The 11,377-nt window shown below is 62.8% G+C and carries 13 protein-coding genes; 9 read left to right on the top strand and 4 right to left on the bottom strand.

What is annotated here, in order from left to right:
• The first annotated feature begins 81 nt into the window (after nt 1-81).
• From fliJ to fliR, 9 genes are all read left to right on the top strand, one after another.
• Nucleotides 82-522 carry a flagellar export protein FliJ gene (gene fliJ / locus ACK2VC_RS16500; RefSeq protein ID WP_486731465.1) on the top strand — a complete coding sequence of 147 codons (441 nt, stop codon included), beginning with the start codon at nt 82-84 and terminating at the stop codon, nt 520-522.
• Between the two features lie 67 nt (nt 523-589).
• Nucleotides 590-1,801, top strand: a complete 1,212-nt coding sequence (locus ACK2VC_RS16495) for a flagellar hook-length control protein FliK (RefSeq protein WP_486731464.1) — start codon at nt 590-592, stop codon at nt 1,799-1,801.
• 284 nt (nt 1,802-2,085) lie between these two features.
• On the top strand, nt 2,086-2,604 hold the full coding sequence (gene fliL / locus ACK2VC_RS16490) for a flagellar basal body-associated protein FliL (RefSeq protein WP_486731463.1): 519 nt from the start codon (nt 2,086-2,088) through the stop codon (nt 2,602-2,604).
• Between the two features lie 4 nt (nt 2,605-2,608).
• The gene (gene fliM, locus ACK2VC_RS16485; protein ID WP_486731462.1) at nt 2,609-3,607 is read left to right on the top strand and encodes a flagellar motor switch protein FliM; all 999 of its coding nucleotides are present in this window, start codon (nt 2,609-2,611) and stop codon (nt 3,605-3,607) included.
• Complete coding sequence (gene fliN / locus ACK2VC_RS16480) at nt 3,600-4,016, top strand: flagellar motor switch protein FliN (protein WP_486731461.1); 417 nt, start codon at nt 3,600-3,602, stop codon at nt 4,014-4,016. Before fliM ends, fliN begins: the two co-directional genes overlap by 8 nt.
• On the top strand, nt 4,013-4,432 hold the full coding sequence (gene fliO, locus ACK2VC_RS16475; RefSeq protein ID WP_486731460.1) for a flagellar biosynthetic protein FliO: 420 nt from the start codon (nt 4,013-4,015) through the stop codon (nt 4,430-4,432). The genes fliN and fliO overlap by 4 nt, the downstream gene beginning before the upstream one ends.
• On the top strand, nt 4,419-5,183 hold the full coding sequence (gene fliP, locus ACK2VC_RS16470; RefSeq protein ID WP_486731459.1) for a flagellar type III secretion system pore protein FliP: 765 nt from the start codon (nt 4,419-4,421) through the stop codon (nt 5,181-5,183). Before fliO ends, fliP begins: the two co-directional genes overlap by 14 nt.
• Nucleotides 5,184-5,193: 10 nt before the next feature.
• Complete coding sequence (gene fliQ / locus ACK2VC_RS16465; RefSeq protein ID WP_486731458.1) at nt 5,194-5,463, top strand: flagellar biosynthesis protein FliQ; 270 nt, start codon at nt 5,194-5,196, stop codon at nt 5,461-5,463.
• Between the two features lie 48 nt (nt 5,464-5,511).
• Nucleotides 5,512-6,309, top strand: coding sequence for a flagellar biosynthetic protein FliR (gene fliR, locus ACK2VC_RS16460; RefSeq protein WP_486731457.1), 798 nt, complete (start codon nt 5,512-5,514; stop codon nt 6,307-6,309).
• 83 nt (nt 6,310-6,392) lie between these two features.
• Here fliR and flgL read toward each other — a convergent pair whose 3' ends face one another.
• The 4 genes from flgL to ACK2VC_RS16440 form a co-directional block, all read right to left on the bottom strand.
• A complete protein-coding gene (flgL, locus tag ACK2VC_RS16455) occupies nt 6,393-7,316 on the bottom strand; it encodes a flagellar hook-associated protein FlgL (protein ID WP_486731456.1) in 924 nt (307 codons plus the stop codon).
• 12 nt (nt 7,317-7,328) lie between these two features.
• Nucleotides 7,329-9,254: a flagellar hook-associated protein FlgK gene (gene flgK / locus ACK2VC_RS16450; protein WP_486731455.1), complete on the bottom strand. Its 1,926-nt coding sequence runs from the start codon at nt 9,252-9,254 to the stop codon at nt 7,329-7,331.
• Between the two features lie 72 nt (nt 9,255-9,326).
• Nucleotides 9,327-10,223, bottom strand: a complete 897-nt coding sequence (gene flgJ / locus ACK2VC_RS16445; RefSeq protein ID WP_486731454.1) for a flagellar assembly peptidoglycan hydrolase FlgJ — start codon at nt 10,221-10,223, stop codon at nt 9,327-9,329.
• Nucleotides 10,224-10,229: 6 nt separating this feature from the next.
• A complete protein-coding gene (locus tag ACK2VC_RS16440) occupies nt 10,230-11,360 on the bottom strand; it encodes a flagellar basal body P-ring protein FlgI (RefSeq protein ID WP_486731453.1) in 1,131 nt (376 codons plus the stop codon).
• Between the last annotated feature and the right edge of the window lie 17 nt (nt 11,361-11,377).

The following is an 11,377-nucleotide window of genomic DNA, read 5'->3' as shown; positions in this document are numbered from 1 at the left end:
GTGCGATATCTGACGTCATTGCGTGGAGTATACGTTTCATTGCGAGTTTGCACGAACAGGTTTTAAGGATTCGAATCACCTATGGCAACTTCGTCCGCAATTCACACGCTGATCGAACTGGCGACCCAGGAAACCGACGAAGCCGCCAAGCGGCTGGGCCAAGCCATGCGCACCGGCGAGGAAGCGCACCAGAAGCTGACCCTGCTGCAGCAGTACCGCGACGATTATGCGGCGCGCTTTCAGGCCAGCATGGCGGCCGGCCTGTCGGCCAGCGGCTATCGCAATTTCCAGACGTTCATCGACAAGCTCGACAGTGCCATCGCCAGCCAGCAGCAGGTGGTGGCCGGCGCCGAACGCCGCATTGGCCAGGAGCGCGGCGCCTGGCAAGCCAGCGAACGCAAACGCATGTCGTACGACACGCTGGCGACGCGGGCGCAAAAAGCAGTGCAGAAACAGGAAAACAGGCGCGACCAGAAGCAAAACGACGAGCACGCGGCGCGCCTGATGTCATACAAACGCTAGCGCCGCCAGGCAGCCACCCGCTGCCTGCGGTCTGATACGGATTCGCAATCAAAAAACGGTAAATGCCATGAACACAGCTCCGCTCCAGAATCCGGCAGGCCTCCTGCAAAACGCCCCGCCCGCGGGACGGCAAGGCGACGCCAATCCGGCACAGACTCCATTCAACCAGGTGCTGTCGAACGAAGTCGCGCAACGACGCGACGCCGGTAACACCGACGATAAGACAGCACCAGCGAAGCCAGGCGAGGGCGACCAAGCGCCGGCTGTGGCCGGCAATGACGGCGCGCCGCTAGACAAGACCCGCGCGCAGGCAAAGAGCGACGAGGCGGAACGCGACGGCGCCGCCTCGGTGGTTCCCGCCTCAGCCGAACTGCTGGCGCTGGTCGCCGATCTACAGCGCGCAAACGGAACCGGCGCCGTGGCGACCGACGGCGCGGAAGATGCCGCAGCCGCAGTTACCGCCAAGGCGAGCAAGCAGGACGCCACGCTAGCGATCGACCCTGACTTGTCGCGCGCAAGCTCGAAAAAAGATGCCATCTTGGCGCTTGCCGACAGCAAGATCAGACCGCCGGCCGCTGGCTCCGCATCTAACGGCGGCAAAACCGAATTACCTGCCCATGGCTTAGCGCCGGCCGGACACGCCACCGATCCGACCCAAGCTCCCACCCTCAAGCCGGACGCGGCGTTCGCCACCGCGATCCAGCAAGCCAGCAAAGCCAACACGGCGCCCGAGCTCAATCGCCTGGAAAGCCTGGACGCCGCCGCCACGCCGGCGCCCGCCGTAGCGCAACTCGCCCCCAGCTCCTTGCACGCCAATCAGGGCGTACCGGTTCAGGCCGCCGACAAACTGACACCGCAAGTCGGCACGCCGGCCTGGGATTCGGCACTCGGGCAAAAAGTGGTGTGGATGGCGGCCGGGGCCCAGCAAAGCGCATCGCTGAGGTTGAACCCGCCGGACCTGGGACCGCTGCAAGTGGTCTTGCACGTCAACAATTCGCACGCCAACGCCACCTTCATTTCTGCCCAGCCCGAGGTGCGGCAAGCTTTGGAAGCCGCCATGCCGCGCTTGCGCGAAATGATGGGCGATGCCGGCATCCAGCTCGGGCAAGCCAACGTCAGCACCGGCACCCCGGATCAGCAACCAACCTGGAATGGCCAGACGCCACGCCAGGCCGCCCGCGGCAACGAGGGCATCGGCGGCCATGCCGATACACCCGTGCGTAGCGGCCAGGTGCCGGTGACCGGGATCGGCCGCGGCCTGGTGGATACCTTCGCCTGATAGCGCCTCCCCGCCGCCCCTGCCCTTCATCTTCTGCCGCTTCCAGCCGATACACCCTTATCGACAGCGCGGCGAAAGCCGCGCGGCTTTCCGATATTCGCCAGAATTTTCATTGGCATCGCGCAACATTCGTCAGCGGCATCGGGTAACATAAAAGCGCCGAGTTGCAACGGCTTCAGCCCTCTCTTCTTCGCATGCGGGCTGCGACTATTTACCGATAATGGATATAACCGGTCAGGCTAGGGATCAGAGGAAACAGGATGGCAACAGCAAGCCCGAGGACCATGCCGCGCGCAGTCCCCAAACCAGCTCCCGCGGCGCCGCCACCGCCCGAGCCCAAGGAGGAAGCGCCGCGCAAATCGCGCAAGAAGGTTTACCTATTGCTGTTGCTGCTGCTCCTGGTACTGGGCGGCGGCGCGGCCGGCGCCTGGTGGTATTTCATGCCGGCGGCAACGCCTGCCAAGGAGGTACGCGAGGCGCCCAAGCCGCCGGTATTCGTGACCATCGAACCGTTCACGGTCAATCTTGCCGCCGGTGAAAATGGCGACCAGTACTTGCAGGTGGCGCTGACCTTGCAGGTGACGGATCAGGCCCAGGTCGACCGCATCAAGCTGTACATGCCGCAGGTGCGCAGCCGGGTTTTATTGTTATTGTCAAGCAAGAAAGCGAGCGATATCTCCACCGTCGAGGGCAAGAAAAAGCTATCCGATGACATCATCGCCCAGCTCAATCTGCCTTTTGCGCCGAATGGCGAGCCGCAAAGCGTGTCCGATGTTTTCTTTACTTCTTTCGTGATCCAGTAAGCTCATGGCCGATAATTTTCTGTCCCAGGAAGAAGTCGATGCGCTGCTCAAGGGCGTCACCGGCGAGCAGGACGAGGTGCGCCCGGCGGAAGACCCGTCCAGCATCCGGCCGTATAACCTGGCGACGCAAGAGCGCATCGTGCGCGGCCGCATGCCCACGCTGGAAATCATCAACGAACGCTTCGCCCGCCTGTTGCGCATCGGCCTGTTCAACTTCCTGCACCGCAGCTCGGAAGTCTCGGTAGGCCCGGTACGGGTCTCGAAATACAGCGAATTCATCCGCAACCTGGTGGTGCCGACCAACCTCAACCTGGTGCACATGAAGCCGTTCCGCGGCACCGCGCTGATCGTGTTCGACCCGACTCTGGTGTTCCTGATGGTGGACAACCTGTTCGGCGGCGACGGCCGCTTCCACACCCGGGTCGAGGGCCGCGACTTTACCCAGACCGAGCAGCGCATCATCTCGCGCCTGCTGGACATCGTGTTCGAAACCTATGCCAAGTCCTGGGAACCGGTGTACCCGGTCTCGTTCGAATATATCCGTTCCGAAATGAACACCCAGTTCGCCAACATCGCCACTCCCAACGAGGTGGTGGTGGCAACCACCTTCACCATCGAACTCGGGCAGGTATCCGGCGAACTGCATTTCTGCACCCCATATTCGATGATCGAACCGGTGCGCGACCTCCTGACTTCCAGCTTGCAGGGTGAAACGCTGGAAGTGGACAAGCGCTGGATCCGCCTGATGACGCAGCAGATCCAGACCGCCGAAGTGGAAATCATCGCCGACTTGGGGGTTGCCAAGGTCACCCTGGGCGACATCCTGAACATGAAGGCCGGCGACATCATTCCGCTGGCGATTCCAGAAACGGTCAGCGCCAAGGTGGACGGCGTGCCGGTGATGGAGTGCAGCTACGGCAAGCTCAACGGCCAATACGCGCTGCGTGTGGAAAAACTGCTGACGCAAGCCAATTCCGAATCTCAAGGAGACGAACATGTCTGATACTGCCGATACCCAGGCCATCTCGGAAGACGACTGGGGCGCCGCCATCGCCGAACAGGCGCAGGCGGAAGCAGCGGCGCAGGCCAAGAGCGCCAGCGCCGAAGTGTTCCGGGATTTCGCCAATCCCGCGCCACGCGCCGACACCCATAACGACATCGATTTCATCCTCGATATCCCGGTGCAACTAACGGTCGAACTGGGCCGCACCAAGATCGCCATCAAGAACCTGCTGCAACTGGCGCAGGGTTCGGTGGTCGAGCTGGACGGCCTGGCCGGAGAGCCGATGGACGTGCTGGTCAACGGCTGCCTGATCGCCCAGGGCGAGGTGGTGGTAGTCAACGACAAGTTCGGCATCCGCCTGACCGACGTCATCACGCCGTCCGAACGCATCCGCAAGCTGAACAAATGATCGGTTCGAGATGGTTTGCGCTGCCGCTGGCGCTAGCGGCGGCCGGCGCGCGAGCGGCTGACGGCGCCACACCCACGACCGCCAGCCTGCTCCAGGTGCTGCTCGGCCTGATCGCGGTACTGGCATTGATGGCAGGCGCGGCCTGGCTCCTGAAGCGCTTCGGGGCTGCCCGTGGTACCGGCAACTCGGTGGCGAGGATCGTTGGCGGCGTCTCGGTCGGCAACCGCGAGCGGGTGCTGGTGGTCGAGGTGGCCGACCAGTGGATCGTGGTCGGCGTTGCCCCCGGCCGCGTCAATGCGCTGGCCAGCATGCCGCGCCAGGAAAACCCGGCGCCATCCGCCGGCGGCGCGGCCTCCGCCAAATCCTTTTCCGCATGGTTGAAACAGACCGCTGACAGGCGCCATGGCAACCAGTAACCGCGCACCCCGCACACTGGCGCGCTGGCTGCCGCTGGCCTTGCTGTTCCTGCCGCTGCTGGTCGGCGCGCAGCAGGCCGGCCTGCCCGCATTGACCAGCACGCCAACTGCAGGCGGCGGCCAGTCGTATACCCTCAGCCTGCAAACCCTGCTGCTGCTGACCGCGCTGTCGTTCCTGCCGGCGGTACTGCTGATGATGACTAGTTTCACCCGCATCATCATCGTGCTGTCGATCCTGCGCCAGGCGATCGGCACGCAGTCGGCACCGCCCAACCAGGTGCTGGTCGGGTTGGCGCTGTTTCTGACGCTGTTCGTGATGGGGCCGGTGTTCGACAAGATTTACACCGAAGCCTACCAGCCGCTGGCGGAAGACAGGATCACGATGAGCGAGGCGCTGGACAAGGGAGTGGCGCCGTTGAAGGAATTCATGATGAAGCAGACCCGGCAATCCGATCTGGCGCTGTACGTGAAGCTGTCCAACAGCGTCCAGCCGCAAGGGCCGGAAGACGTGTCGCTCCGTGTGCTGGTGCCGGCCTTCGTCACCAGCGAACTGAAAACCGCGTTCCAGATCAGTTTTGCCATCTTCATCCCGTTCTTGATCATCGACATGGTGGTGGCCAGCGTCCTCATGTCAATGGGGATGATGATGGTGTCGCCGGCGATCGTCTCGCTGCCGTTCAAGCTGATGCTGTTCGTGCTGGTGGACGGCTGGCAGTTGCTGATCGGCTCGCTGGCGCAGAGCTTCTACTGAGGAAATCGAAATGACCCCGGAAAGCGTGATGACCATGGGCCGGCAGGCGGTGGAAGTGATGTTGATGGTGTCCGCGCCGCTGTTGCTGGTGGCGCTGGCGATCGGCCTGCTGGTCAGCATCTTCCAGGCCGCGACCCAGATCAATGAGATGACGCTCTCCTTCATTCCCAAACTGGTCGGCATCTTCGTCGCGCTGGTGCTGGCCGGGCCGTGGATCCTGTCGGTCATGATCGACTACATGCGGCAGATGCTGACCAGCATCCCGAGCCTGATTGGCTAGGCCGCCGCTCGCCTTGAGCAGCGCAAACCGCCCGCCGGCATCCGTTCCATGATCACCATCACCAGTGCCGAACTGCTGGCGTGGATCGGCGGCCTGTTGTGGCCGCTGTCGCGCATTCTCGGCCTGATCATGGTGGCGCCGCTGTTTTCCAATCGCAGCATACCGATGCGGGTGCGGGTCGGGCTGGGTTTCATGATCGCGCTGATCGTGGCACCGACCGTGACCAACCTGCCAGCGGTCGATCCGATGTCGGTTGCCGGCATCCTGCTGCTGGCTCAGCAAATGGTAATCGGCATGGCGATGGGCTTTGCCATGCGCCTGGTGTTTGCTGCGGTCGAGATGGCCGGCGAGATGACCGGCATGACCATGGGCCTGGGCTTTGCGACGTTTTTTGATCCGCAATCGCAGGGGCGCTCGTCGGCCGTCAGCCAGTTCCTGGCGCTGCTGGTGCTGATGATCTACCTCGCCGCCAACGTTCATTTGGTGCTGCTGTCGGTACTGGTGGAGAGCTTTTCGGCACTGCCGGTCTCGCCCGCGCCGCTGGAGGGCGAAGCGGTGCGGCAACTGGTTCTGGCCGGCGGGCGCATCTTCAACCTCGGAGTGCAACTGGCGCTGCCAATGGTGGCGGCGCTGTTGATGACCAACATGGCGCTCGGCATCCTGACCCGGGCGGCACCGCAGTTGAACCTGTTCGGCATCGGATTTCCAGTCACGCTGGCGGTCGGCTTCATCCTGATCGCGCTGTCGCTGCCCTATCTGGCGACGCCGATGGAGCGCTTGTTGCAGGAGGGAATCGAGTTGGTGCGGTACTTGGGCAGCATGCCGCCAGCCGTGCCTGTACGTTGATTCAAGATGGAGTATGGCGGTTTTTCCGCCATTTCAAGGCCGGTACCAGACAGCACATTCAGGAGTATGACCTGCCGGCGGCCTTACATGTACTGGAACAGCGACAATCCGGAGGCGCTGACATACGCTTTTTGCGCTGCCTGCAGCGTGATCTGCTGCTGCATTAGCCGCGAATAGGCTTCCACCGGGTCCAGCCCGACCAGATCCGCGAGGTTTTCCTGGTACTGGATATCGCGCGCGCTGCCGGTGTCATCCAGCGCATCGATTTCATTCAGGCGGGCGCCGATCGAGGCACGCACCGTGAGGACGTTATCCAGGGTCTTGTCGAGGTTGCCATTGGCGGTGGCGAGGCCGGCGGTCAGATTGGCCTTGTCGGTATCGCTCGCCACCGGCGTTTCCAACAGCGTGATCAGGTCATGCAGCGTCTTGAAGATATCTTCACCGGGCTTGCCGCCACCCTGGAAAATCTCCTGTCCCGAATTACTGATGTCCATCGTGCGCGCTGCCTCGACCTGCAATTTGCGCTGCCCATCGTCACCCTGGTATTGAGCACCGCCAACTGTCTTGGCGAAGGCCGGGGTCGTCGTCTGGTATCCGGAAAACAGGTAGTTGCCGGAACCATCGGTACCGTTTGCCAGCCCCAGCAATTCGTCGAAACGGCCGCGCAATTCGGTGGCGATCGAAGCGCGGTCGCGATCGTTGATACTGCCGTTGCCGGCGCTCACGATCGCCGTCTTGACATCCTGCAGCAGCGGCGTCACTCCTTGCAGCGCACCCTCCACCATCATCAGCGAAGTCTTGGCATTCTGGCGGTTGACGCCATACTGCTGATTTACTGCCTGCGCCTGCGAGACGTCGAGCGCGCGCGCGGCCGCGACCGCATCGTCGGCCGGAGTGAGCACGCGGCGATTGGTGCTGATCTGCTGCATGGTCTTGTTCAGTGCCGACTGCATGTCGCCAATCCGGCCCGCGCCGGTTTCGAACATCAGGTTGGTGGAAACGCGCATGGAAATTCGCCTTTAATGACCGAGTGTCAACAGCGTGTCGAACATGGTGCTGGCGGTCTGCATGAGCTTGGCCGCCGCCTGATACGCCTGCTGATAACGCATGATGTTGGCCGCTTCTTCGTCCAGATTGACGCCGGATTCCGCCTGCTGCGCCTGGCGCGCCGCCAACAACTGATTGGCTTCGGCGGTACGGCTCACATCCAGTTCGTGCGTCTTGTTGCCGATCAGGCTGACCAGTTGCGAATAGGCACCCTGGTAGCTGGCGGTGCCGTCGATCAGCGTGTTTTTGATTTGCAATTCGCCCAGCTTCATCGCATTGCCGTTGTCGCCGACGTTTTTGCTTGGGCGCAGGATGAAAGTATCGCCGTCGCCGAGGGTCCCGCTGATCGTGAAATCGATGCCGTAGCTATTGACGCTGGCGCCATCGGTGTAGGGGATGGCCGGCTGCGGCGTTCCCGCCGGTTGCAGCGTCACGGCGAAACCGGGCGGAACGGCGCTGGCATCGTATTTCAGCTCCAGTGTTTCTCCTGCTTGCAACGGCGTAGCGGCATAGCCGGGGCCGACTCCGGTGGCCACGATGGCGCCCGTGCCGGTATTGGCGCTACCGACTGCAGACAGCACCGGCATCGCCGGCACGCCGGCGGCGGCGATCTTGGTGGTGTCGCTGATCAGCACCTTGAAGTCCTGCGCGCCATTCGCGGTCGGCTTGATCAGGAAGCTGTCGCCTGCCGCGGGAGTACCGGAAGCCACGCTGAAATCGACGCCGTCGATGGTTTGCGGAAAGGTGTTGAAGGTGGTGACCGCGCCATCCGACAAGCGCGTCACCTTGTAATTGGTACCGTCATACTGCAGTCGGTAGTTGCTCGTAGTTAACTTGGAAGGGTCGCTGACAGCGGCCGCCATCACTGTGTCGGAAGGGTTGCCGGCGTTGGCGATGGGCAGCGGCTGGCCGACCGCAAAAAAATCCCCTCCCGCGTCGCCCTTCTGGTCCAGTCCCTTTGCATGCTGGGCGTTGAAATCCATTGCCAACCCGATCGCCACCCGCCCCAGCGCGTTTTGCGCCACATCCAGCGTCTGCGAACGATATTCGAACAGGCCGCCGAGCGTGCCGCCCATCAGGGCGTTCTCCGCCAGCGGCATAGTGCGGCCGTTACCGCCGGTATAGCCCACCTGCAGCCGCCCGGCATCGTCCGCCGACTGTAACACCGTCAAGGAAAAAGCCTGCGTACCCATCACCAGCTGCTGGCCATTGCCGATCGACACACCATAGCTGTTGTCGCCCTGCTTGATCACGGTCGCCTTGACTTCCTTGTTGAGATCGGCAATCACCTGATCACGCTGATCCAGCAGGTCGTTAGGCGGGCTGCCGGTCGCGCTGGCTTTCTCGATCGCGTCATTCAATTGCGCAATCTGGCGCGCATAGGCATTGATGCTGGTGACGCTGGCGGTGATCTGACTGTTGACGTCTTCGCGGCTGGCAACCAGTTGGCTGTTCAGGCTCTGGAAGCGCGCCGCCAGCGTCTGCGCGCCGGACAGCACGGCCTGGCGCGAAGCCGCCGCGTTCGGGTTGCCGGTCAGGTCTTGAATGTCCTTGAAAAAACCCTGCAGGCTGGGCGACAGGCCGGCAGCGGTATCGGCCAGCAGATTGTCGATGCGGCTGATTTGCGCATGGTAGGTATCGAGCGCGGTTTTTGCGTTTTGCGAAGCCACCACCTGGTTGCTCAGGAATTCGTTGTAGACGCGCTGGATGGTGGTCACCTCGACCCCCTGCCCCATGAAGCCGAATCCGAGGTTCTGCGCATTGGCCGCGCCCTGGATCATGACTTGGCGGTTATAGCCCGGGGTTGCAGCATTGGCAATGTTGTGCCCAGTCGTGCTGAGCCCGACCTGGGCCGCGTTCAAGGCACTCTTGCCGATACTGAGGATATTCGAGCCCATGGTCTCTTCTTCTGTGATGGTGCGGCGCGCAAGCTACCGATACCGTGTCATCGGCATCCGCACCGAAAAACTTTAACTGCCGCTTTCCCGAACCGATCCGGCAGCGGCCTGAGCAATGATGCGGGTCAGCTTGGAGGCATAATTCGGGTCGGTTGCATAGCCGGCATTCTGCAATCCCTGGGCAAAACCTTTCACATCCTGCGCATTGGTCAGCACGTTTTCATAACGCGGATTGTTGCGCAACAGGCGGGCGTAGTCGCGGAACGAATCGGCGTATGAATCGTAGGCGCGGAATTTTTCCACCCTCTTTTGCGGCACGCCATTCACATATTCGGTGGTGGTCGCCTCCACCACCTTGCCGCCCCAGTTGCCGCCAGCCTTGATGCCGAACAGGTTGTGACTCGGAGTGCCGTCAGCTCCGGTGATCTGGCGCTTGCCCCAGCCGCTTTCCAGCGCCGCCTGGCCCAGCATGAATCTGGCCGGAATACCGGTGCTGCGGCTGGCTTCCTCGGCCTCGGGGGCCAGTCGCGACAAAAAGGCCTGCACATGCGGCGGCTGCGACGGATTGGCGACCGGCGCCAGCATCGGATTGGGCCGCGGTGGCAGGGCGGCCACGCCATTGTTGCCCGGAAGCGCGGCCGGCGCATCGGCAGCCGGTTTGCCGGCCGTATTGGACAATTGTCGGATCAGCACGTCGGCCAGTCCGATGCCACGCGAAGCCATGTTCTGACTCAGTTGCTGATCCAGCATCGAGGTAAACATCCGGCTTTGCTGGTTGTCGAACGCGCCTTCCTGCGGCGTGGCGTCGCGCATGCTTTTCATGACCATGTTCAGGAACAGCGCCTCGAACTGTCGCGCGGTAGCTTTCAGCGCTTCCGGGGAGTTCTGGCGCGCCGCCTGGCGCAAGTCGCCCACGCCCTTCTGGTCGATGGCGAGCTGGCCGGATATATTGTTGGCGGCGCTTAGCATGATGCGTTAAATAATTTCCAGTTCCGCTCGCAAGGAGCCGGCCGCCTTCATCGCCTGCAGGATCGCCAGCAGGTCTTGCGGCGTGGCACCGATCGCATTCAGCGCCTTGACCACCTCGGCCAGCGAGGCGCCGCCCGGCAGCAGCATGACCTTGCCCGGCTCCTTGTTGATCTCGATCTGCGAAGTCTGGGTAACCACGGTCTGGCCGCCGGATAGCGGCGCCGGCTGGCTGATGACCGGCTCAGTATTGATCACCACCGACAGATTGCCGTGCGACACGGCGCAGGTTTCCAGCGTCACGGTCTGGTTCATCACCACCGAGCCGGTGCGGGCGTTCAGGATCACCTTCGCCATCATTTGCGCCGGCGTCACGTCCAGGCTTTCCAGCGCGCCCAGGAATGCCACCCGCTCGTTGCTGCCGGCCGGCGCCTGCACCTGGATCACGCGCCCATTCTGCGCCGCCGCGATATTCGCGCCGAAGCGATTGTTGACCGCCTGCACCACGCGACTGGCAGTGGAAAAATCGCTGTAATTCAGTTCCAGATGAATCACGTTGTCCTGGCCCACGGCACTGGGCACCGCGCGCTCGACCGTGGCGCCGGACGAAATGCGGCCGACGCTCAGGTGATTGATCTGCTTCGAACTGCCGCCGGCCGCGGCACCGGCGCCACCGACCAATATGCTGCCCTGCGCCATACCGTAGATCTGGCCATCGGCGCCTTTCAACGGCGTCATGACCAGCGTGCCGCCGCGCAGACTCTTGGCATTCCCCATCGACGACACCGTGACATCCAGCATCTGACCTGGCTGCGCGAACGGCGGCAGCGAAGCAGTCACCATCACGGCGGCCACGTTCTTCAACTGCATGCGGTTGGCCGGCGGCAGGTTGACGCCCATCTGCTGCAGCATGCTGACCACGCTTTGTACGGTAAACGGGGTTTGCGTGGTCTGGTCGCCGCTGCCGTCCAGCCCGACCACCAGGCCGTAGCCGATCAACTGGTTTTGCCGCACGCCCTGAATGCTGGCCAGATCCTTCAGGCGCTCGGCATGCAGCGCCGGCGCGGCGCCGATACCGGCCGCGCACAAGGCCGCCAGCAGCAGCCTGCGGGTCAAGCCAATGGTGGGCTGGATTGTCATGTTCAAACCTGCCTTTC

The organism is Herbaspirillum sp. WTB6, from assembly GCF_057457785.1.
This window is presented reverse-complemented; position numbering and strand designations above follow the sequence as displayed.

What these genes read in the sequence shown, in the direction of transcription:
- fliJ (WP_486731465.1), top strand. Translation starts at nt 82, where the DNA reads ATGGCAACTTCGTCCGCAATTCACACGCTGATCGAACTGGCGACCCAG.
- ACK2VC_RS16495 (WP_486731464.1), top strand. Translation starts at nt 590, where the DNA reads ATGAACACAGCTCCGCTCCAGAATCCGGCAGGCCTCCTGCAAAACGCC.
- fliL (WP_486731463.1), top strand. Translation starts at nt 2,086, where the DNA reads ATGCCGCGCGCAGTCCCCAAACCAGCTCCCGCGGCGCCGCCACCGCCC.
- fliM (WP_486731462.1), top strand. Translation starts at nt 2,609, where the DNA reads ATGGCCGATAATTTTCTGTCCCAGGAAGAAGTCGATGCGCTGCTCAAG.
- fliN (WP_486731461.1), top strand. Translation starts at nt 3,600, where the DNA reads ATGTCTGATACTGCCGATACCCAGGCCATCTCGGAAGACGACTGGGGC.
- fliO (WP_486731460.1), top strand. Translation starts at nt 4,013, where the DNA reads ATGATCGGTTCGAGATGGTTTGCGCTGCCGCTGGCGCTAGCGGCGGCC.
- fliP (WP_486731459.1), top strand. Translation starts at nt 4,419, where the DNA reads ATGGCAACCAGTAACCGCGCACCCCGCACACTGGCGCGCTGGCTGCCG.
- fliQ (WP_486731458.1), top strand. Translation starts at nt 5,194, where the DNA reads ATGACCCCGGAAAGCGTGATGACCATGGGCCGGCAGGCGGTGGAAGTG.
- fliR (WP_486731457.1), top strand. Translation starts at nt 5,512, where the DNA reads ATGATCACCATCACCAGTGCCGAACTGCTGGCGTGGATCGGCGGCCTG.
- flgL (WP_486731456.1), bottom strand. Translation starts at nt 7,316, where the DNA reads ATGCGCGTTTCCACCAACCTGATGTTCGAAACCGGCGCGGGCCGGATT.
- flgK (WP_486731455.1), bottom strand. Translation starts at nt 9,254, where the DNA reads ATGGGCTCGAATATCCTCAGTATCGGCAAGAGTGCCTTGAACGCGGCC.
- flgJ (WP_486731454.1), bottom strand. Translation starts at nt 10,223, where the DNA reads ATGCTAAGCGCCGCCAACAATATATCCGGCCAGCTCGCCATCGACCAG.
- ACK2VC_RS16440 (WP_486731453.1), bottom strand. Translation starts at nt 11,360, where the DNA reads ATGACAATCCAGCCCACCATTGGCTTGACCCGCAGGCTGCTGCTGGCG.